General features: G+C 59.7%; 18 protein-coding genes. 4 read left to right on the top strand and 14 right to left on the bottom strand.

What is annotated here, in order from left to right:
- Positions 1–130: 130 nt before the first annotated feature.
- The 5 genes from MEB48_RS07095 to leuS form a co-directional block, all read right to left on the bottom strand.
- On the bottom strand, positions 131–1,453 hold the full coding sequence (locus MEB48_RS07095; protein WP_237883130.1) for a lytic murein transglycosylase: 1,323 nt from the start codon (positions 1,451–1,453) through the stop codon (positions 131–133).
- A gap of 62 nt (positions 1,454–1,515) precedes the next feature.
- A complete protein-coding gene (gene arfA, locus MEB48_RS07090; RefSeq protein WP_003176285.1) occupies positions 1,516–1,680 on the bottom strand; it encodes an alternative ribosome rescue factor ArfA in 165 nt (54 codons plus the stop codon).
- Positions 1,681–1,886: 206 nt separating this feature from the next.
- Positions 1,887–2,924 (bottom strand): DNA polymerase III subunit delta, encoded by a 1,038-nt coding sequence (holA, locus tag MEB48_RS07085; protein ID WP_237883128.1) that lies wholly within the window; start codon positions 2,922–2,924, stop codon positions 1,887–1,889.
- Between the two features lie 39 nt (positions 2,925–2,963).
- Positions 2,964–3,569, bottom strand: coding sequence for an LPS-assembly lipoprotein LptE (locus MEB48_RS07080; RefSeq protein ID WP_095054622.1), 606 nt, complete (start codon positions 3,567–3,569; stop codon positions 2,964–2,966).
- 89 nt (positions 3,570–3,658) lie between these two features.
- Positions 3,659–6,265 (bottom strand): leucine--tRNA ligase, encoded by a 2,607-nt coding sequence (gene leuS / locus MEB48_RS07075; protein WP_237883126.1) that lies wholly within the window; start codon positions 6,263–6,265, stop codon positions 3,659–3,661.
- Positions 6,266–6,545: 280 nt separating this feature from the next.
- On the opposite strand from leuS, the gene MEB48_RS07070 reads away from it, so the two are divergent.
- The gene (locus tag MEB48_RS07070) at positions 6,546–6,875 is read left to right on the top strand and encodes a hypothetical protein (protein ID WP_095054624.1); all 330 of its coding nucleotides are present in this window, start codon (positions 6,546–6,548) and stop codon (positions 6,873–6,875) included.
- Positions 6,876–6,972: 97 nt separating this feature from the next.
- Complete coding sequence (locus MEB48_RS07065) at positions 6,973–7,752, top strand: YdcF family protein (protein WP_237883124.1); 780 nt, start codon at positions 6,973–6,975, stop codon at positions 7,750–7,752.
- Between the two features lie 117 nt (positions 7,753–7,869).
- Here the strand turns inward: MEB48_RS07065 and lnt are convergent, their stop codons facing one another.
- The 5 genes from lnt to miaB form a co-directional block, all read right to left on the bottom strand.
- Positions 7,870–9,393 (bottom strand): apolipoprotein N-acyltransferase, encoded by a 1,524-nt coding sequence (lnt, locus tag MEB48_RS07060; RefSeq protein WP_237883122.1) that lies wholly within the window; start codon positions 9,391–9,393, stop codon positions 7,870–7,872.
- A gap of 8 nt (positions 9,394–9,401) precedes the next feature.
- Complete coding sequence (locus MEB48_RS07055; RefSeq protein WP_237883120.1) at positions 9,402–10,241, bottom strand: HlyC/CorC family transporter; 840 nt, start codon at positions 10,239–10,241, stop codon at positions 9,402–9,404.
- A gap of 5 nt (positions 10,242–10,246) precedes the next feature.
- Positions 10,247–10,741: an rRNA maturation RNase YbeY gene (gene ybeY / locus MEB48_RS07050; RefSeq protein ID WP_038981393.1), complete on the bottom strand. Its 495-nt coding sequence runs from the start codon at positions 10,739–10,741 to the stop codon at positions 10,247–10,249.
- Positions 10,734–11,738 (bottom strand): PhoH family protein, encoded by a 1,005-nt coding sequence (locus tag MEB48_RS07045; RefSeq protein ID WP_237883118.1) that lies wholly within the window; start codon positions 11,736–11,738, stop codon positions 10,734–10,736. The genes ybeY and MEB48_RS07045 overlap by 8 nt, the downstream gene beginning before the upstream one ends.
- A gap of 203 nt (positions 11,739–11,941) precedes the next feature.
- A complete protein-coding gene (gene miaB / locus MEB48_RS07040) occupies positions 11,942–13,270 on the bottom strand; it encodes a tRNA (N6-isopentenyl adenosine(37)-C2)-methylthiotransferase MiaB (RefSeq protein WP_237883116.1) in 1,329 nt (442 codons plus the stop codon).
- Between the two features lie 134 nt (positions 13,271–13,404).
- Between miaB and MEB48_RS07035 the strand changes: the two genes are divergently transcribed.
- Positions 13,405–13,734 carry a DUF1820 family protein gene (locus MEB48_RS07035; protein ID WP_007894425.1) on the top strand — a complete coding sequence of 110 codons (330 nt, stop codon included), beginning with the start codon at positions 13,405–13,407 and terminating at the stop codon, positions 13,732–13,734.
- Positions 13,735–13,875: 141 nt separating this feature from the next.
- Here the strand turns inward: MEB48_RS07035 and MEB48_RS07030 are convergent, their stop codons facing one another.
- From MEB48_RS07030 to MEB48_RS07015, 4 genes are all read right to left on the bottom strand, one after another.
- A complete protein-coding gene (locus tag MEB48_RS07030) occupies positions 13,876–14,430 on the bottom strand; it encodes a tetratricopeptide repeat protein (RefSeq protein ID WP_237883114.1) in 555 nt (184 codons plus the stop codon).
- Positions 14,431–14,654: 224 nt separating this feature from the next.
- The gene (gene hemL / locus MEB48_RS07025) at positions 14,655–15,938 is read right to left on the bottom strand and encodes a glutamate-1-semialdehyde 2,1-aminomutase (protein ID WP_237883112.1); all 1,284 of its coding nucleotides are present in this window, start codon (positions 15,936–15,938) and stop codon (positions 14,655–14,657) included.
- A gap of 18 nt (positions 15,939–15,956) precedes the next feature.
- Positions 15,957–16,580, bottom strand: coding sequence for a thiamine phosphate synthase (thiE, locus tag MEB48_RS07020; RefSeq protein ID WP_237883110.1), 624 nt, complete (start codon positions 16,578–16,580; stop codon positions 15,957–15,959).
- Positions 16,581–16,598: 18 nt separating this feature from the next.
- Entirely contained in the window at positions 16,599–17,396 is a 798-nt protein-coding gene (locus MEB48_RS07015; protein ID WP_237883108.1) for a hydroxymethylpyrimidine/phosphomethylpyrimidine kinase, read from the bottom strand.
- A 697-nt stretch (positions 17,397–18,093) separates the two neighbouring features.
- Here MEB48_RS07015 and MEB48_RS07010 point away from each other — a divergent pair.
- The gene (locus MEB48_RS07010) at positions 18,094–20,472 is read left to right on the top strand and encodes a hybrid sensor histidine kinase/response regulator (RefSeq protein WP_237883106.1); all 2,379 of its coding nucleotides are present in this window, start codon (positions 18,094–18,096) and stop codon (positions 20,470–20,472) included.
- Positions 20,473–20,500: the final 28 nt, after the last annotated feature.

Below are 20,500 nucleotides of genomic sequence, written 5' to 3'. Positions count from 1 at the left end.
TTACAACCATCGCCGTTGCCACACAGCCTCGAATAACCTGCCGCCAGCCCTTTTTGAAGAGCGGGCGGCCTAATACTCCTACAGAGCGGTCCAAAAAAACTGGACCACAACAGGCTTGCCCGCGAAGCTTTTAGCGGCTACGCAACCCTTCCAGCAACTTGTGCGTCGGGTAACCATCCGCCGGCCAGCCAAACGACTGCTGGGCGTTACGGATCGCTTTGCGGGTATTGGCGCCGATAATCCCGTCGGCGGTCCCTGCGTCGTAGTTCTGGGCGCTCAACAGGTTTTGCAGCTCGATTCGCTCGGTACGGCTCAGCGGCAAGTCATCTTTTGGCCATAGACCGCTGATCAAACCGCCGCCATTGAAACGCTCGGACAGCAGGCTCACGGCCAGGGCATAGGACGAAGAATTGTTGTATTTGAGAATCGCGCGGAAGTTATCAAGGACCAGGAACGCCGGGCCGCGATAGCCGGCCGGCAGCAGCAGGGCGGCCGACAGGTGTTCGGAGCCTGCCGGAATCTGGGCGCCATTGGGCAGGGTCACCCCCAGTTGCCGCCACTCGGCAACGCTCTTGCGAATCGTGCCATCGGCCAGGACGTAATTGAAACCGCTCGGCAGTTGCGCTTCGAAGCCCCAGGGCTGGCCTTTCTGCCAGCCGGAGCTTTGCAGGTAGTGCGCGGTCGAGGCCAATGCATCAGCGGAGCTGTTCCAGATGTCGCGGCGGCCATCGCCGTCGAAATCCACGGCATGAGTGTTGTAGGTGGTCGGGATGAACTGGGTCTGGCCCATGGCGCCGGCCCAGGAACCGAGCATTTTCTCAGGGGCGATATCGCCCTGTTGCAGGATTTGCAAGGCAGCGATCAACTGCGCGTGAGCAAAGCCCGGACGTCGACCTTCATAAGCCAGGGTCGCCAGGGAGTTGATCACCGACTTGCTGCCCTGGAACTGACCGAAGTTACTTTCCATGCCCCACACCGCGACCAGCGCCTGGCGGTCCACGCCATAGCGCTGCTCGATGCTTTGCAGGATGTCGGCGTGCTGGCTGACCAGCGCCTGACCTTTGCGCACCCGTAGCGGCGACAGTGCGCCATCAAGGTATTCCCACACCGGACGAGTGAATTCCGGTTGGCTGCGGTCGGCACGGATAACGCTGTCGTCCACGCTGATATTGGCAAACGCACGGTCGAACAGGTCGGCGCGAATACCGGCGGCGAGGGCGTCTTTACGGAAACCCGCCTGCCATTCGGCAAAGGTCTGGGTGGGCTGGATGTCGAGATTTTCACCGGTTGGAACCACCGGCGGAATGACCGCAGGGGCCGTCGCAACGGTGCGGGTCTGAAGCGGTTGGGCGTCGGCGGCGGTGGGTTTTTCCGCGCAGGCGACAAGCAGAATGAGGCTGGAGGCAGCTATCAATTGGCGAAGGTGCCAATGACGGGAAAGACAAAGGGGCATGCACAGGTCCAGAGGATACGAATCAGGTGCAGACCTTAACATGTTGAGCGATGGCTTGCCTTTCAGGCCGCCAGAAAGTAAGAAGCCTCCCAGCTATTAGACTGGAAGGCTTCGCGGCGGTAGCTGCCTTTGCCCTTGCCGGCTCGTTCCTGACGGCTGCGGAACAGTGGCTGGGCGATGATGGATTTGGCCTTGTTGGGGCCATGCTTCGATGGCTTTTTGCTCATGATGATTTCTCGCAAGTGAGTGGATTTTGCGGGGGAATAATCTGCCGAAGCAGGGATTTTGTCTAGTCCCTACATTGTGTAGGACCTTTCGGACGCACGGATCCCTGTAGGAGCGAGCTTGCTCGCGAAAGCGGTATGTCAGGCGACATCAATGTTGGCTGTACCGCCGTCTTCGCAGGCAAGCCTGCTCCTACCGGTCAAAAGTTTTACTCGGCAGGCAAGCTCAGCCGCTGCCCGGCCATCAACAACGTCAACCGACTCAGACTCATCCACGGCGAACCCGCTGCCTGGCCTTTGATTTGCGCATCAATGCGCTGCGCTTCGAGCAGCAATTGCGCCCAGCGTTGCGCCGAGTAGCGTTGCAATGCCTTGCTCATCAGCGGTTTGCGCTTGTCCCAGATCGGTGGTCGGGCTTGGCTGAAGGCTTTGTCCAGCGGTGTGCCCTGGCTGTATTGCAGGGAAATATTGGCCAGCAGACGCAGCTCCCGGGCCAGCGCCCAGAGAATCACTGGTGGTTCGACGCCTTCGCCGCGCAACCCTTCGAGCATGCGCAGAGCGTGAGCAGCCTCTCCATTAAGAATCGCGTCGGTCAGGCCGAAGACATCGAAGCGCGCACTGTCGGCCACTGCCGCTTGCACGGTTTCGACCGTGATCTGCCCACCCTCGGCCATCAGCTTGAGTTTTTCGATTTCCTGGGCGGCGGCCAGCAGATTACCTTCGACCCGAGCGGCGATCAGTTCGACAGCGTCCTGACTGGCTGAAAGCCCAGCCTGGGACAGGCGTTGGCGAATCCAGCCCGGCAACTGGTTGGTATCCACTGGCCAGATCTGAATGAACTGGGTCTGCGGACCTTCGACCAGCGCCTTGCCCCACTTGGTTTTCTGCGCACTGCCATCAAGCTTGGGCAGGCTGATTAACAGTACCGTGTCTTCGGCCGGGCGCGAGCAGTATTCGATGAGTGCCGCAGCACCTTTGTCACCGGGTTTGCCGGAAGGCAGACGCAATTCCAGAAGACGCTTTTCAGCGAACAGCGACATGCTGGCACCAGCCTGCAGCAGCGTACCCCAGTCGAAACTGGCATCGGCGGCGAAGACCTGGCGCTCATCGAAACCTTGCTGGCGGGCGGCTGCGCGAATGGCGTCGGCAGCTTCCTGACACAGCAGTGGGTCATCGCCACTGATGACGTAGACCGGCGCGAGGGCGCCTTGCAGGTGTTTAGCGAGTTGGGCGGGGGCGAGTTTCATAAGAAGAGGCGAACGGGGCGCCTGAGCGCCCCGTAAGACTTATTGCTGCGGCAGTTCGACAGGCGACTGACGCGGCGTCTGCGCTTCAGCCTTCTGCGCTGCTTCCAATGCGTCGGCTTCAGCCTTGGCTCTGGCTTCAGCGGTCTGTTGCAGTTGTTCCAACCGGGTTGGGGTCAGCTGTTGCAGGCGCAGCATCATGCGTTGAACCAGTTCACGACGCATTTCCTTGCGGGCATCGTTGGCTTCCTGGTCGGAGCCCACCAGGTTGTTGCCGTCGTGGATGAAGACTTTCTGCACTTGCAGCTTGTCGCTGAGCAGTGGCAGGTTGCCTTGGGCGCGGATGTCATAGCTCACCACCATGCTCAGCTCGTACTCGCCAGTACGACCGGCGCCGGCGTAACTAAGGATGCGCTGGCTTTCCTGTTCGTCAGCCAGATACAGCTTGTAAGGTGCGCCGCTGTAGACCTTGACGCCGCTGCTTTCCAGCACCTGACGCATTTGCGTCACGGTTTCGCCGTAGGCATTGCGGGCGTTCAGATCGAGCTCCTTGATCGCCAGTTCGGTGGTGCCGGTGCCACGCAGCTGGAAACCGCAGGCGCTCAGCAGGACTGCAAGCCCCATCACCAGCAAATTGCGTTTGATCATCTTGTTGCTCCCCTTGAAACCATGTGGGCCGGCCAAGCGGCCCGAAAGGTTTTACTCGGCGCCAGGCATGACCTGGCGCCCGATCCAATTTAGCTGGCGACGATATTGACCAGTTTCCCGGGCACTACGATCACTTTGCGGATAGTCAGGCCATCGACGAAGCGCAGGACGTTTTCGTTGGCCCGTGCAGCAGCTTCGACTTCTTCGCGGCTGGCGCTGGCCGGCATCTCGATATGACCGCGCAGCTTGCCATTCACTTGAATGACCAGCTGCAGGCTGTCCTGCACCAGGGCGCTTTCGTCCAGCACCGGCCAACCGGCATCGATGACCGGATCGGCATGACCCAGGCGATGCCACAGCTCGTGGCTGATGTGCGGGGTGATCGGTGCCAGCAGCAGGACTACGGTTTCCAGGCCTTCGTGAATCAGTGCGCGATCCTGCTCGGTGCCTTGCGGGGCTTTTTCCAGCGCGTTCATCAGCGTCATCACTTGAGCGATGGCGGTGTTGAATTTGTGGTGCTGGCCGACGTCCTGGCTCGCCTGCTTGATAGCCAGGTGGATCGAACGACGAACGGCTTTCTGCTCGTCGTTCAGGCTGGCGACGTCCAGTTTGCCCGGCAGGCCCTGAGTGACGTGAGCTTGAGCCAGGCGCCAGACGCGCTTGAGGAAACGGTGCGAACCTTCCACGCCTGAGTCAGACCATTCCGCGCTCATGTCAGGCGGCGAGGCGAACATCATGAACAGGCGGCAGGTGTCTGCACCGAACTGGTCAATCATCGACTGTGGGTCGACACCGTTGTTCTTTGACTTGGCCATCTTCTCGGTGCCGCCGATTTCCACCGGCAATCCGTCAGCTTTCAGCTTGGCGCTGATAACCTTGGCTTTGCTGTCACGCTCAAGCTCGACGTCCGCCGGGTTGAACCAGGTGTAAGCGCCGTTGGCTTCACGGCGATAGTAAGTCTCGGCGATCACCATGCCCTGGGTCAGCAGGTTCTTGAACGGCTCGTTGGAACTCACCAGGCCTTCGTCGCGCATCAGCTTGTGGAAGAAGCGCGCGTAGAGCAGGTGAAGAATGGCGTGTTCGATGCCGCCGATGTACTGGTCCACCGGCAGCCAGTGGTCGGCCGCGGATTTTTCCACCAGACCGCCTTCAAAGTGCGGCGAGGCATAGCGGGCGTAGTACCACGAGGACTCGACAAAGGTGTCCATGGTGTCGGTTTCACGCTTGGCCGCAGCGCCGCATTTCGGGCAGGTGCACTCGTAGAACTCGGGCATGCGCGCCAGCGGCGAACCGGCGCCGTCCGGTACGACATCTTCCGGCAGCACCACGGGCAGTTGATCTTCCGGGACCGGTACATCACCGCAGGTGTTGCAGTGGATGATCGGGATCGGGCAGCCCCAGTAGCGCTGACGGCTGATGCCCCAGTCGCGCAGGCGGAACTGGGTGCGGGAGGCGCCGAGGTTTTTCTTGATCAGCGCCACTTCGATGGCGTCGAAGGCGCCTGCGAAGTCGAGGCCGTCGAATTCACCGGAGTTGATCAGCGTGCCGTGCTCGCCGTACGCGTCCTGCCAAGGGGTCGGGTTGGTGTCACCGGAACTTGTGCGCACCACGGATTTGATCGGCAGGTTGTACTTGTGGGCGAATTCGAAATCGCGCTCGTCGTGGGCCGGAACCGCCATCACCGCGCCGTCGCCGTAGTGCATCAGCACGTAGTTGGCGACCCAGACCGGGAGTTTTTCCCCGGTCAGCGGATGCTCGACGAATAGGCCGGTCGGCAGGCCTTTTTTCTCTTGAGTGGCGACGTCGGCTTCGGCAACGCTGCCGCCCTTGCATTCAGCGATGAACGCTTGAAGCTCAGGGTTGTTCTGTGCGGCCAGGGTAGCCAAATGGTGTTCGGCGGCTACCGCAACATAGGTCGCGCCCATCAAAGTGTCTGGACGGGTGGTGAATACTTTCAGTGCACCGGTTTCGCCGATGGAATCGACGTTGTACGGGAACTGCACTTCCATGCCGCGGGATTTGCCGATCCAGTTGCGCTGCATGGTCTTGACCTGTTCAGGCCAGCCAGTCAGTTCGTCGAGGCTCTCCAGCAGCTCATCCGCGTAGGCGGTGATCTTGAAGTAGTACATCGGGATTTCGCGCTTTTCGATCAGCGCGCCGGAACGCCAGCCGCGACCGTCGATCACTTGCTCGTTGGCCAGGACGGTCTGGTCGACCGGGTCCCAGTTCACGGTGCCGCTTTTTTTGTAAATCACACCTTTTTCGAACAGGCGAGTGAACAGCCATTGTTCCCAGCGGTAGTAATCCGGCTTGCAGGTGGTCACTTCACGGGACCAGTCCACCGCCAGGCCCAGGCTGCGCAGCTGGTTTTTCATGTAGGCGATGTTTTCGTAGGTCCACTTGGCGGGCGCTACGTTGTTTTTCATCGCGGCGTTTTCCGCCGGCATGCCGAAGGCGTCCCAACCCATGGGTTGCAGGACGTTCTTGCCTTGCATGCGCTGATAGCGGGAGATCACGTCGCCGATGGTGTAGTTGCGCACGTGCCCCATGTGTAGCTTGCCGCTGGGGTAAGGGAACATCGACAGGCAGTAGAACGTCTCCTTGCCTGGCTGTTCACTGACTTCAAAGGACTTTTGCTCGTCCCAGAACGATTGGGCGGCGGCTTCGATTTCACGGGGCTGGTATTGTTCGTGCATGGCTACTTTTGAACTGAATAGGGGTGGCCTAATCCTCTTCAATGCAACGCTGGACGGTGATAACGCCAAATCGGCGTTTCGGTGCCCAGGCGAGCTGGAAGTGGAGTTACAGGAAGCGCCGTAGCATACATGACCGCACTCTACCGAGGGAAACCCTGATTACACGCAAGAGCGCGGCCAATGCCCGCCCCGAGGGCCGTTGGTCGCGGCGCTCAGCCGGTTTTTTCAGCGAAGCTAAGCTCTAAATGGGGAGTGAGTCTTATCTTCAATGAGGTGATGGATGGTTGAGTCACGGCAAAAAGCTACAAAACCGGAGCTATATGAAAGACTGATAGACCGTCTCGCAATGGCCTTGGATGTGGCCAAAACCGCCGGTCGGCTTCGCGATGAGCGTCCCCTGGAGCTGGAGCTGCGCGGTTTGAGCCCCGCAGAGTTTGAACTGGTCAAGGCGTATCTGGACCGTAGTGAGCGTGAGACGCAGGGATGCTTATCAGCAGCAGTGAAGCAACTCGAGGCACCACGTTCGGCCAAGATCATCTGGCTCAAGGACAAGGCACCCGGCAAAGGCGCGGTAAAGGTCCGGTCTTTGCAATTCAATAAGGGCACTTGAAGCTGCTGGATATGCTTTTTTTGAAGCCAAGTCCTTCCACATTTGTTGTCGCATTGCGTCAATCCACCTAGGCTTCGGGCATCTATGGAGATGCCCGATGCCTTTTCGTTATTTCATTAAACAACTTCTATTGCCGCCCGGCATTTTATTGCTGCTGCTGGTACTTGCCTGGTGGTGGCGCCGTTCAAGGCCGAGGCTGGCGGGGTTGTGTTTCATCTTGGGCATGGGCGGCTTCTGGTTAATGAGCTTGCCAGTGATGGTGGAGTGGAGTGCCAAGGCCCTGGAGCGCGAGCCGCCGCTGGCGCGCGAGGAATGGGCAACCCTGGGCCAGCGCGCTGATGCGATCGTGGTGTTGGGGTCAGGCCGTGAGCGTGGCGATCCGGCTTGGGGCATTGACCAGCCGACGGGTGTAGGTCTGGGGCGCGAACGCTATGCCGCGCGCCTGGCCAAGGCGTCCGGCTTGCCGATTCTGACCAGTGGCGGCCTGCATTACGGCACGCCACCGACCGAAGCGAAGCTGATGGCTGATTCATTGCTCGATGATTTCGGCGTGACGGTGCGCTGGCAGGAAGGGCGCAGCCGCACGACCTGGGAAAATGCGCAATTCAGCGCCCAGGTGTTGTTGCCGGAGGGGATCAAGCGGGTGGTGGTCGTGACTCAGGCCTGGCATATGCCGCGAGCGGTCTGGAGTTTCCGGCAGGCCGGGTTTGAGGTGGTGCCCGCGCCAGTGGGGTTTTTAGGTGTGGACAATGCCCGGCCGCTGGGCGGCTGGATGCCGGAATTCAAATCGATCTGGCAGAGCGGGCAGTTGATGAATGAGGCGGTGGGGCAGATCGGGTATTCGTTGTTTTATCGGGGCGATGTTGACCCTGATTGATGTTGTGCCTGTGATGCCGTCTTCGCGAGCAAGCCCGCTCCCACACTGGATTTTCGGCAAACACAAATATTGTGTTCACTGGAGATCAAATGTGGGAGCGGGCTTGCTCGCGAAGCTTTAAACGGTCTTCGCCATCCGGTTCGCAACCAACGCCCAGCCAAACAGCAACACACAAATGGTGATCAGCGGCCACGAACGCCATTCCAGGTACGGCGTCAGGTTGTGCATCGGCACCACGTCGCCATACAGAATGCCTTGTTCGAACTGCGGGATCTGCGCAGTGATCTGGCCAAACGGGTTGATCAGGCCGGTTACGCCGTTGTTGGTGGCGCGGATCATCCAGCGGCCGGCTTCAAGTGCGCGCATCTGTGCCATCTGCAAATGTTGCAGCGGGCCGATCGAGGTGCCGAACCAAGTGTCGTTACTGATGGTCAGCAGCAAATCGCTGCGGGCAGCGAGGCCAGCGGCGAATTCCGGATAGACCACTTCGTAGCAGATGAACGGCGCAATCTGATAACCCTTGGCTTGCAGCAGCGCTTGATCGGCCGGCCCACGGGCAAAATCGGACATCGGCAGGTCGAAGAAAGCGATCAGGCCGCGCAAGACTTCCTGCAATGGAACGTATTCGCCGAACGGCACCAGTTTTTGCTTCAGGTAAGTGCCATCGCCTTCCCCGACAACAGTAATGCCGTTGAAAAAGCGCTTCTCGTGATGGACTTCCTGGCGAATCGGCACGCCGGTGATCAGCGCGGATTTACGCTCGGCGGCGAAGCTTCCCATCATGTTCAGGTAGCCCTCGGCGGACTCCTTGAGCACCGGGACCGCCGTTTCCGGCCAGATCAGCAGGTCGACGCGTTTGGAGCTGAAACTCATGTCGCGGTACAGCGCCAATTGCGCGTTGAGCTGCGACGGGTCCCACTTCATGCTTTGTTCAATGTTGCCTTGAAGCGCCGCAACGCTCAGCGGCGCGCCCGAAGGGCTGGTCCAGGCATGTTCCTTGAGCGCCATGCCGGCCACCCATGGGCCAGCCAGCAGCAACACGCCGACCGCGATGAAGCCTTTACGGCCAGTGCGCACCAGCCGCATAGCGTTGTAAATCAGAGCGGCCGTCAGGGCCAGGGTGAAGGAAATCAGCCACATTCCGCCGACCGGCGCGAGCCCGGCCAGTGGGCCATCGAGCTGGCTATAACCGGAATAGAGCCATGGGAAACCGGTCAGGAACCAGCCGCGAAAGGCTTCCTGACCCACCCATAACGCGGCAAAAGCCAAGGCATCGGCCAGCGGTGCCTCGTTACGGCGCAGCCAGCGTGCCCAAATCCAGGCAGGCAGAGCAAAGAACCAGGCGATGGCTGCGGTGAAAGCCAGCATCAGCAGCCCGGCCAGCAGCACCGAGGCGCCGCCGAAGTTGTGAATGCTGTAGTAGATCCAGCTGGTGCCCGCGGCAAACAGGCCGAAACCGAAACACCAGCCACGGCCCAGGGCCTGGCGGGGGCTCAGTTCACGCAAACCGGCATAAAAGAAACCGACCGCCAGCAATGCCAGCGGCCAGATATCGAACGGCGCCAGGGCCAGAGTGGTGAGTGCACCGGCCGCCACGGCCAGCAGATTACCGGGCCAGCCGGGGCGGGTTACACGGAGCATGTCAATCCTTAACGGGCAATAGGTGTCAAGCGCAGCAAGTGAATTCGACGGCTGTCGGCGTTCAGGATGCGGAAGCGATAGGCGCCGATTTCAGTGATTTCGTTGCGTTTTGGCAAGTGCCCGAATGCGCTCATCACCAGACCACCGACGGTATCGAATTCGTCGTCGGAGAATTCGCTGTCGAAGAACTCGTTGAAGTTGTCGATCGGCGTCAGGGCCTTGATCAGGAAGTCACCGCTGGGCAGCGGCTTGATATAGCTGTCTTCTTCGACGTCGTGCTCGTCTTCGATGTCGCCGACGATTTGTTCGAGCACATCCTCGATGGTCACCAGACCGGCCACACCGCCGTATTCGTCAATGACGATGGCCATGTGGTTATGATTGGCGCGAAACTCGCGCAGCAGCACATTCAGGCGCTTGGACTCGGGCACGAACGTGGCCGGGCGCAGCAGGTCCTTGATGTTGAAGCTGTCGCCATTTTCCTTGAGGATCAGCGGCAGCAAGTCCTTGGCCAGCAATACGCCCATTACGTCATCGTGGCTTTCGCCGATCACCGGGTAGCGGGAGTGGGCCGATTCGACTACGGCCGGCAGGAACTCTCTGGGTGTCTGGGTCGCCTTGATACTGATCATCTGCGAGCGCGGAACCATGATGTCCCGCACTTGCAGGTCTGCAACCTGGATGGCGCCTTCGACGATGGCCAGCGCTTCACTGTCCAGCAACTTGTTTTGATGTGCATCGCGCAGCAGCTCCAGCAGCTCCTGGCGGTTCTTCGGCTCGTGGGCAAAAGCCTGGGTGAGCTTACCCAGCCAAGACTTTTGCCCGTTGCTCGATCGATCTTCGCTCATAGCGATTACTCTGAATCCTTTGTTGTTACGGTAGGGGATGTGTCTGTTTCGTCGTCCGCATAAGGGTCAGGATGACCCAGTTCTGCAAGCAACGTTCGTTCCAGTGCTTCCATTTCTTCGGCCTCGTCGTCATCTATATGGTCGTAACCAAGCAGATGCAAGCAGCCGTGAATGACCAGATGCGCCCAGTGGGCCTTTAATTCCTTGCCTTGTTCCGCCGCTTCGCGCTCGACAACCGCTACGCAGATCACCAGATCGCCGAGCAGGGGAATGTCGAGAAACTCATCGGGGACATCGGCCGGAAACGACAAAACGTTGGTGGCGTAGTCTTTCTGCCGCCAAGTGAAATTCAGTTCGCGTGCTTCTTCTTCGTCGACCAAACGGATGGTCATCTCGGAGTCGGCGGTACGCTGGCGCAGAGCCAGTTCGCACCATTGACGGAATTCGGCTTCGCTTGGGGCAGACGCTTCAGTAGCCAGTTGCAGATCAAGCTCAAGCATCGCGCGGGTTGTCCTTTGGCGCCGCATCGGCGGCGCGATTTTCGAAGCGCTCATAAGCTTCGACGATGCGTTGCACCAGCGGATGGCGCACCACGTCCTTGGGTTGGAAGTGCGTGAAGCTGATGCCCGGCACATCTTTGAGCACTTCAATCACATGATGCAACCCGGATTTGGTGCCACGTGGCAAGTCGACCTGGGTGATGTCACCGGTGATGACCGCCGTTGAACCGAAGCCGATCCGGGTCAGGAACATCTTCATCTGCTCGACGGTGGTGTTCTGGCTTTCGTCGAGGATGATGAAGCTGTTGTTCAGCGTACGACCGCGCATGTAGGCCAGCGGCGCGACTTCGATCACCTGACGTTCGATCAGTTTGGCGACGTATTCGAAACCGAGCATTTCGTAGAGCGCGTCGTAGAGCGGGCGCAGGTACGGATCGATTTTCTGGGACAGGTCACCGGGCAGGAAGCCGAGCTTTTCGCCTGCTTCAACCGCCGGACGAACCAACAGAATGCGGCGAATCTGCTCGCGCTCCAGCGCGTCTACCGCGCAGGCTACGGCCAGGTAGGTCTTGCCGGTACCGGCTGGGCCGATGCCGAAGTTGATATCGTTACCGAGGATTTCCTTCACATAGCGCAATTGATTCCTGCCGCGAGGACGAATCGTGCCTTTCTTGGTGCGCAAGGCGACGGACGGTTCGGCGGGGGAGTGGTCGTCCAGTTCCTCGACGGCCGATTCCTGCAGGAACAGGTGAACCATGTCCGGCGACAGCTCGGTGCCTTTGGTTTCACGGTACAAGCGGCGCAGAAGGTTTTCCGCGGAGGTGGTGTGCTTGGGCTCGCCGATCAGTTCGAACTGGTTTCCGCGGTTGCGGATCTCGATCGCGAGGCGCTGTTCGATCAAGCGCAGATGCTCGTCGAATTGCCCGCACAGATTGGCGAAGCGGCGAGCTTCAAAAGGCTCGAGGATGAAACGATGTGGTTCTATAGGTGCGTTCAAGGTCGTATTTAGCCGCCCTGGGGCAATTATGATGAATCAAGGATAGCGCCAGTCGCCTGGGTGCGAAAGCTCTTAAATATTCCAGATTCGAACACCGAACCCGTAGGAGCGAGGCTTGCCCGCGAAGAACGATAACGCGCTCCGTCAGATAGATCGTGGCGCGGCCTTCGCGGGCAAGCCTCGCTCCTACAGGTTTTGTGGTGTTACTGGATCAGCGAGCCCCGCAGCGAGTGCGGTTGCGCGGCGTCGATGTGCACATCGGCGAACTGGCCGATCAGGGTCGGATTGTCGCAGCGGAAGTTGACGATACGATTATTCTCGGTCCGGCCTTGCAGTTCGCCGGGGTCTTTTTTCGAATAATCGGTGACCAGAATCCGCTGAATGGAGCCCACCATTTGTCGGCTGATCTCGAAACCTTGCTGGTTCAGGCGATGTTGCAGGGCATTCAGGCGTTCTTTTTTCAGTTCTTCCGGCGTTTCGTCGGTCAGATCGGCGGCCGGCGTGCCCGGGCGCTGGCTATAGACGAACGAGTAGGAAAAGTCGAAACCAACGTCTTCGATCAGCTTCATGGTCTGTTCGAAGTCTTTCTCGGTCTCGCCCGGGAAACCGACGATAAAGTCTGAACTGATGCAGATTCCCGGCACGGCGGCTCGCAATTTACGCAGCTTGGATTTGTACTCCAGCGCGGTGTGGTTGCGCTTCATCGCCGCAAGAATCCGGTCGGAACCCGATTGCACCGGCAAATGCAGGTGTTTCACCAGCTCCGGCACATCGGCGTGGGCCTGGATCAGGCTGTCGGAGAACTCCAGCGGGTGCGACGTGGTGTAGCGAATCCGGTCGATGCCATCGACAGCCGCCACTACCCGGATCAGTTCCGCCAGATCGGCCAGGCGACCCTCGTGAGTGGTGCCTCGGTAACCGTTGACGTTCTGTCCCAGCAAGGTCACTTCACGCACGCCGTTTTCGGCCAAGTGAATGATCTCGGCAATCACGTCGTCGAACGGTCGGCTGACTTCTTCACCGCGCGTATAAGGCACCACGCAGAAAGTGCAGTACTTGCTGCAGCCTTCCATCACCGACACGTAGGCACTCGGACCGTCGATGCGCGGCTCGGGCAAGTGGTCGAATTTTTCGATTTCCGGGAACGAGACGTCGACTTGCGGCAGCTTGGTCAGGCGCGCGGCGTCGATCATTTCCGGCAGGCGGTGCAGGGTCTGCGGGCCAAATACCACGTCCACGTACGGCGCGCGATCACGGATGGCGGCGCCTTCCTGGCTGGCCACGCAACCGCCGACGGCGATGACCATTTCCGGGTTGGCCAGTTTCAGTTCGCGCCAGCGACCCAGCTGGGAATACACCCGATCCTGGGCGCGTTCACGGATCGAGCAGGTGTTGAGCAGGATCACGTCGGCGTCTTCAGCGCGAGCGGTGACTTCCAGGGCCTGATGTTCACCCAGCAGATCGACCATGCGCGAGCTGTCGTACTCGTTCATCTGGCAACCGTGGGTTTCGATGTAAAGCTTCTTGGCCATGGACCCCAGTCTCACGTGATTCAAAGAACCGCGCATTATAGGGAACATGCTCCAAGGTTCCTACCATTGTGCGTCCGGCGGCTATGCTATAGTTCGCGCCCTCATTTTTATCCCCGATGTGTTACTCGCCCACCATGACCAAACGTGAAGCTCCAATCTATAAGGTGATTTTCCTCAACCAAGGCCAGGTGTACGAAATGTATGCCAAGCAGATCTATCAAAGTGATCTGTGGGGCTTCCTGGAAGTGGAAGAGTTCGTCTTTGGCGAGCGCACGCAAGTGGTCGTCGATCCGAGCGAAGAGAAGCTCAAGGCTCAGTTCGAAGGCGTTGTGCGTAGTTTTGTGCCGATGCATTCGATCGTGCGCATCGACGAGGTCGAGCGCCTCGGCACGCCGAAAATCAGCGAAGCCCGCGGTGCGGTCGGCAATGTCATGCCATTTCCGATGCCGATGCCTGAGAAGTAAGCTTCAAGACCGAGTTGCCCCCATTCGCGAGCAAGCCCGCTCCCACATTTAATCTCTGGTGCTCACAAATATCGTGTTCACTGAAGATCTAATGTGGGAGCGGGCTTGCTCGCGAAGGGGCCAGAAAGATCGATGCAGAATTCAGGGCAATGGCGAAAACGGCGTACGCCCGTCGGCGCTCTGCAATTCCATCAGGTATTTACGGAAAATTTGCCCCAGCACCTGGGTCGCGACTTCCAGATCTTCGCGAGGCATTTTCTCGGCGACTTCGTCGGCGGTGTCCAGCGCCTCTTCCGCACCGTTGACTGCGGCCATTTTCAGCACGATATACGCCTGAACATTATTGGCCGGTACGCCTTCACCATGGAAGAACATGGTGCCGAGTTTGAATTGCGCCTGGGCGTGGCCTTGCAGCGAGGCCTTTTCGAAGTAGCTCAGGGCTTGATTGAGGTCGCGTGGCGCGTTTTTGCCGTCGTAGTAGAACTCACCCAACTCGTATTGCGCTTGCGCATCCCCTTCATCCGACGCTTTCTGACAGGCGGCGAGCGCTTGTGTCAGGTCTTGCGGCTGAGTATTGAGGGTGCAGCGACCCATCGCCGGGATCAACAACGAGTTGCCGCCTGCTTGTGCGAACGCGAGCAGGGGCTGAAGGAGCAACAGGCAGCCCAATGCAAGGGTGCGGCCGGTGCGGTTCATGGGAATCGACTTACCTCTGAGGGGCGCGTGGACCCATCGAGGGATCCAATAAGCGCGCATTATGAAATAAGCAGGGCCAACCTTACAAAGTCTTTACTCGTTTTTCTGCTGCGCGGGGAATATATCGCCCGCTTTGCGGAGGATTATTGGCAGAGGAGTAGGAAAAAGGGCGCGAATGTAGGTGAAAGCTGACGCTGGCAATCGCCAACGTCAGCGTCACAGCTTTATTTCAGGGCGGCGAATGCACGCTCGGCGGCGTCCAGTGTCAGTTTCAACTCGGTTTCGCCGTGGGCGATCGAGGTGAAACCGGCTTCGAAGGCGCTTGGCGCCAGGTACACGCCACCTTCCAGCATCAGGTGGAAGAAACGCCCGAACAAGCCGGCATCACTGGCCATCACGTCATCGAAGGTCACGATGTCGTCGGCACCGCTGAAATACAGGCCAAACATGCCGCCGGCCTGAGTGGTCACGAACGGAATGCCAGCGGCATCGGCGCGCTGTTGCAGGCCGTCGAGCAGGCGGCTGGTGTAGTCGCTCAGTTCGGCGTGGAAACCAGGGCGACTGATCAGGCGCAGTGTGGTCAGGCCAGCCGCCATCGCCAGCGGGTTACCCGACAACGTACCCGCTTGGTACACCGGGCCCAAGGGTGCGATCTGTTCCATGATCTTGCGTTTACCGCCGAAGCAGCCAACCGGCATACCGCCGCCGATGATCTTGCCGAAGGTGCTCAGGTCCGGCGTGACGCCGTAATGGGCTTGGGCACCGCCGAGGGCGACACGGAAACCGGTCATCACTTCGTCGAAAATCAGCACCACGCCGTGTTTGTCGCACAGGGTCCGCAGGCCTTCGAGGAAGCCCGGTGCCGGTGGCACACAGTTCATGTTGCCGGCCACTGGTTCCACGATGATGCAGGCCACGTCCTGGCCGACTTCGGCGAGCAGGGCTTCTACCGCGTCGATGTCGTTGAACGGCAGGGTCAGGGTGTGTTTGGCGAACGCCGCGGGCACACCGGCCGAGCTCGGCACGCCTTGGGTCAGGGCGCCGGAACCGGCCTTGACCAGCAGGCTGTCGGAGTGACCGTGGTAGCAGCCTTCGAATTTGATGATGCTGTCACGGCCGGTGAAGCCACGGGCCAGACGGATGGCACTCATGGTCGCTTCGGTGCCGGAGCTGACCATGCGCACCATTTCCATCGACGGCACGATCGAGCAGACCAGATCGGCCATCTCGGTTTCCATCGCGGTCGGGGCGCCGTAGGACAGGCCGTGTTCCAGCTGTTTGCGCACCGCGTCCAACACGTCTGGATGGCTATGGCCGAGAATCATCGGGCCCCAGGAACCGACATAATCCACATAACGCTTGTCGTCTTCGTCGGTGACGTAGGCGCCTTCGGCGTGCTTGAAGAACAGCGGCGTGCCGCCAACACTCTTGAACGCACGAACAGGCGAGTTCACGCCTCCGGGAATGTGTTTCTGGGCATTGGCAAACAGGGTTTCAGAACGAGACATGATCGGGCTCTCAAAAAATCAGGATTTGAATAATTCATTAAAGGCGCGGGCGCGGCGTGTCACTTCAGCCGTGCTCTCGGCACCGAACAGACCCTGCACCACCGCCAGCAGATCGACCCCGTGGGCCACCAGTGGTGCTGCGTTATCCAGGGTGATGCCGCCGATTGCGCAAATCGGCAGGTGCAGTTTGCTGCGGGCCTGATCGAGCAGTTCGAGGCTGCAGGCCGGTGCGCCGGGCTTGGTGTTGGAGTTGAAGAAGCGGCCGAAGGCGACGTAACTGGCGCCTTCTTTGGCGGCTTGTTCGGCGAGTTCGAGTTGCGCGTGGCAGGTTGAGCCGATAATTGCCTGACGACCGAGCAGTGCCCGAACCGGCATCAGCGGGCCATCGGTCTGCCCCAGGTGCACGCCGACGTTCAGGCGCGCGGCCAGTTCGGCGTCGTCGTTGATGATCAGTTGGGTCTTGTAGCGTTCGCACAAATCGCGCAGGGCTTCGGCCTCACGCAGGCGGCGGGCTTCGTCGCTGCTCTTGTCACGGTATTGCAGCAGAGTGACGCCGCCTTCGAGCGCCGCCTCCACGTACGAAAGAAATTTCCCGGCCAGTAACTGGCTATCGGTAATGGCGTACAGGCCACGTAGTTTCATCGGGCAAGCCTCATGGCGTTACGAACAGAAGTCCAGTGGCAAGCGGCGCGGCACGAACTGGCCTTTGCCCAGTTGCTCCGCATCACGCAGGGTGCGCCAAGTGTAGTCAAGCGCGCTCTGTACGGCACTGGCGAGGCGTTCACCCTGGGCCAGGCGACCGGCGAGGGCGCTGGCCAGTGTGCAACCGGAACCGTGATAGCTGCCGGGCAGGCGCTGGCAGATAAAGGTTTCGCGGCGACCGTCGCGGCTGTACAGGCGATTGTGTATTTCGTGTTCGTCGCCATGGCCGCCGGTGATCAGCAGGTGTTTGACGAACGGCAGAAGTTTTTCAGCGCACTCGTCCGCGGTGCCTTCGGGCAGTTCGGCGAGGATGCGGGCTTCGGGAAGGTTGGGGGTAGCAATGATCGACAGCGGCAGCAGGCGTTCGCGCATGGCGTAGCCGACTTCGTCCTTGCCCAGTCGTCCGCCGCCGCCGGCGCGCAGCACCGGGTCGCAGACCACCGGTAAATGCGGATGCGCGGCAAGCAATTCGACCACGGTGTCGACCATTTCCAGGGAACCGAGCATGCCCAGTTTGACGGCGGCGACTTCGGAATCGTTGAGCACGGCGTTGGCCTGGGCCAGCACCCACTCGCGATCGAGAACACGGAAGTCACTGACGTTGACAGTGTCTTGCACCGTCAGGGCGGTGACGGCTGGAGCCGCATGACAACCCTGGGCGAGCAGGGCTTCGATATCTGCCTGCAAGCCGGCGCCACCACTTGGGTCGTGGCCGGAGAGACAGAGGACAACGGGGCGAGAGCTGTAGATATTCATGGTGCGCGAGCTTACCACCAAACATATTTTTTCGGGTGTTGTGGCAGCCATCGCGGCGCAGCGCGCTCTATAGGAGCGGGCTTGCCCCAATGCCAGTCAGTTAAGCGAGCAAACCGCTTTTCGTAGGAGCCAGGCTTGCCGGCGAAGGCGTCCTTGAGTGCGCTTTCGCCGGCAAGCCTGGCTCCTACAGGTCCGATTTATCCTTAACTGACTGGCATTGGGGCTTGCCCGCGATGACGGCGGTATGGCCAACATTGATGTCGCCTGAGCCCCAATGCCAGTCAGTTAAGGCACGGAACCCTGTAGGAGCGAGCTTGCTCGCGAAAGCGGTTTATCAGGCGACATCAATGTTGACTGTACTTCCGTCTTCGCGAGCAAGCTCGCTCCTACAGGAATTGCGCTTAACTGACTGGCATTGGGGCAAGCCCGGCATTAAGGGGCAAGCTCTCTCGCCACAAGTGTTCACTCAGTTCCATGCCAGGTTCATAACCTGGCCAACCAACAGCTCTAATTCAATGCATGGCTCTGGAACGCTTGTTCTAGAGCCTTCGTAGGGAAAATTTCAATGGTGCTTAGTGGCCACCAACGGCTATGCTAGAGTGGATCCAAACCAATAACAGGTAATACCGGTTTTACGTCTACTCAAAAGGAATGGGGGGCTTCCTGACAGAACCGGACAGGCCACGCTGGGGCTTAAATGCGCTATTTGCTGATGTTGCTGTTGTGCTTGCCCCTCCTGGCGAGCGCCGTCGAATTCGACGAGTTCACCCAGAGCCTCCCCTTGGGCCGAACGATGCAGGTGTATGAAGACGCGGGCGGTCAGGCGACCATCGCCGATGTCCGTGCGCAAGCGGCGGCCGGGCACTTCAAACCCCACGATAAAGCCACCCTCAATGCCGGTTATTCGCGTTCGGCGTTCTGGCTGAAAATCGACCTGCAGTACCGCCCGACCAATCCGTCGGCCCAACGGAGCTGGTTGCTGGAACTGGCTTATCCGCCCCTCGATCACCTTGATCTCTACTTGCCCGATGCTGGCGGTGATTATCAATTGGTCCGACAGACCGGCGATGCGTTGCCGTTCGCCACTCGCGAGATCCGCCAGAACAACTATCTGTTCGATCTGAATTTTGCGCCTGGGCAGGCGCAAACCGTGTACCTGCGCCTGCAAAGCGAAGGGTCGATCCAAGCGCCTGTCACTTTATGGTCGAGCACCGCTTACCTCGAAGAGCAACCGGTGCGCCTCTATGTGCTTGGGCTGATTTACGGTGTGTTGCTGGGGATGCTGGTCTACAACCTGTTCATCTTCCTCAGCGTGCGCGACACCAGCTACCTCTATTACATCGTTTACATCGCCTCGTTCGGCTTGTATCAACTGTCGGTGAATGGTGCGGCCGTGGAATATTTCTGGCCGAACAATCCGTGGTGGGCCAACGCCGCGACGCCGTTCTTCATCGGCTGTTCAGGGTTGTTCGGCAGCCAGTTCGCCCGCAGCTTCTTGCAGACGGCCACCCTCCGCCGCTGGCTAGACCGATTGTTGCTGGCGTTGATTGCGTTCAGTGCGCTGGTGGTCGGGTTGTCATTGATGACCAGTTACGCCCTGGCCCTGCGTCTGGCAACGTTGCTGGCGTTGGTCTTTACCGTGGTGATTTTCGCCGCCGGGATTTTCGCCTGGTGGCGTGGCCTGCGGGTCGCGCGGTACTTCATCATTGCCTGGTCGGCGTTCCTGCTCGGTGGCATCGTCAACACCATGATGGTGCTGGGTTACCTGCCCAACGTATTCCTGACCATGTACGCCAGTCAGATCGGTTCGGCGATCGAAGTGGCGCTGCTGTCCCTGGCCCTGGCCGATCGCATTAACGCCATGCGCGAGCAACAGGCACAGACATTGTTCGATGCCGGTCAAAAGCTCGAAGTACTGAACCAGCAACTGGCTCACAGCAACAAGCTCAAGGACGAATTTCTCGCCACCCTGACCCACGAACTGCGCACGCCCATGAACGGTGTGATCGGTTCGCTGGAGTTGATGCAAACCGTCGAGATGAACCCTGAGCTGGAGCAATATCAGCAGACGGCTGCAGGTTCGGCGCGGGACATGATGCGCATGGTCAACGGTATCCTCACGCTGACCGAATTGCAGGCCGGCAGGCTCAAGGTCTATCCGGACACGTTCAGTTTGCGCAGCGTGGTCGAGGCCTTGCGCCTGCAGTTCGAGGGCAATGCGTCGAGCAAGTCGCTGGACTTCAAGGTCGAGGTTACCTCCGGGCTGCCGGATCGCTTGCACGGCGACAGCGGCAAGCTGATGCAATGCCTGGAATGCCTGCTGGATAACGCGATCAAATTCACCCGGATCGGCGGGTTGGCGCTGCGGGTAACGGGCAAACCGGTAGCGCCCGATCGGCTGGCGCTGTCCTTTGCGGTGATCGACACCGGCATTGGTTTTACCGATTTGGACGAGGCGACGCTGTATCAGCGCTTCTTCCAGCTCGACGGCTCGATGACCCGTGAATACGGTGGTCTGGGCGTAGGCCTGGCCATTTGTCGGCAACTGGTCGAATTGCTCGGCGGGCGCCTGAGCCACCGCTCGGAACCGGGTCGTGGTAGTCGCTTTCAACTGGATGTCGAGTTCGAGTTACCCGTGGTGGCATCTGCGCCCTCGATTATCCGGCAAACTTCCCACCTGCGCTTGCCTCAGGACTGCACGGTGTTGCTGGTCGATGACAACGGCATCAATCAATTGGTGATGCGTGGCATGTTGCTCAAGCTTGGGTTCCGGGTGCGTACCGCCGACAGCGGCGTCGCTGCGCTTGATCACTTGCAGCGTGAAACCATTGACGCGGTGCTGCTCGACTGTCAGCTGCCGCCACTGGACGGTGCCTCTATCGGCGGCCGGATCCGCGCCTTGCCGGGGTGTGCCGAATTACCCGTGTTCATGATTGCCCTGAGTGCGGACCGGGGCTATTGCCCGAGCGACACTTTGGTCGATCACCTGAGCAAACCGGTGAAATTCGAGGATTTGCAGGCAGCGCTCTATCGGCGGGTGCTCTGTCCAGGTCAAGGCGAAAGCGCCGACAGTTAGGCAGATATGCCACTTTGTTCAACCTCGG

This window comes from Pseudomonas sp. PGPR40 (assembly GCF_022014505.1).
Classification (GTDB): domain Bacteria; phylum Pseudomonadota; class Gammaproteobacteria; order Pseudomonadales; family Pseudomonadaceae; genus Aquipseudomonas.
Note: the sequence above shows the minus strand (reverse complement) of the source record. Positions and strands in the feature narration are given on the sequence as shown.

Bases quoted from the DNA above. Each gene is read 5' to 3' on its own strand.
- MEB48_RS07095 (WP_237883130.1), bottom strand. From the start codon at position 1,453: ATGCCCCTTTGTCTTTCCCGTCATTGGCACCTTCGCCAATTGATAGCT.
- arfA (WP_003176285.1), bottom strand. From the start codon at position 1,680: ATGAGCAAAAAGCCATCGAAGCATGGCCCCAACAAGGCCAAATCCATC.
- holA (WP_237883128.1), bottom strand. From the start codon at position 2,924: ATGAAACTCGCCCCCGCCCAACTCGCTAAACACCTGCAAGGCGCCCTC.
- MEB48_RS07080 (WP_095054622.1), bottom strand. From the start codon at position 3,569: ATGATCAAACGCAATTTGCTGGTGATGGGGCTTGCAGTCCTGCTGAGC.
- leuS (WP_237883126.1), bottom strand. From the start codon at position 6,265: ATGCACGAACAATACCAGCCCCGTGAAATCGAAGCCGCCGCCCAATCG.
- MEB48_RS07070 (WP_095054624.1), top strand. From the start codon at position 6,546: ATGGTTGAGTCACGGCAAAAAGCTACAAAACCGGAGCTATATGAAAGA.
- MEB48_RS07065 (WP_237883124.1), top strand. From the start codon at position 6,973: ATGCCTTTTCGTTATTTCATTAAACAACTTCTATTGCCGCCCGGCATT.
- lnt (WP_237883122.1), bottom strand. From the start codon at position 9,393: ATGCTCCGTGTAACCCGCCCCGGCTGGCCCGGTAATCTGCTGGCCGTG.
- MEB48_RS07055 (WP_237883120.1), bottom strand. From the start codon at position 10,241: ATGAGCGAAGATCGATCGAGCAACGGGCAAAAGTCTTGGCTGGGTAAG.
- ybeY (WP_038981393.1), bottom strand. From the start codon at position 10,741: ATGCTTGAGCTTGATCTGCAACTGGCTACTGAAGCGTCTGCCCCAAGC.
- miaB (WP_237883116.1), bottom strand. From the start codon at position 13,270: ATGGCCAAGAAGCTTTACATCGAAACCCACGGTTGCCAGATGAACGAG.
- MEB48_RS07035 (WP_007894425.1), top strand. From the start codon at position 13,405: ATGACCAAACGTGAAGCTCCAATCTATAAGGTGATTTTCCTCAACCAA.
- MEB48_RS07030 (WP_237883114.1), bottom strand. From the start codon at position 14,430: ATGAACCGCACCGGCCGCACCCTTGCATTGGGCTGCCTGTTGCTCCTT.
- hemL (WP_237883112.1), bottom strand. From the start codon at position 15,938: ATGTCTCGTTCTGAAACCCTGTTTGCCAATGCCCAGAAACACATTCCC.
- thiE (WP_237883110.1), bottom strand. From the start codon at position 16,580: ATGAAACTACGTGGCCTGTACGCCATTACCGATAGCCAGTTACTGGCC.
- MEB48_RS07015 (WP_237883108.1), bottom strand. From the start codon at position 17,396: ATGAATATCTACAGCTCTCGCCCCGTTGTCCTCTGTCTCTCCGGCCAC.
- MEB48_RS07010 (WP_237883106.1), top strand. From the start codon at position 18,094: ATGCGCTATTTGCTGATGTTGCTGTTGTGCTTGCCCCTCCTGGCGAGC.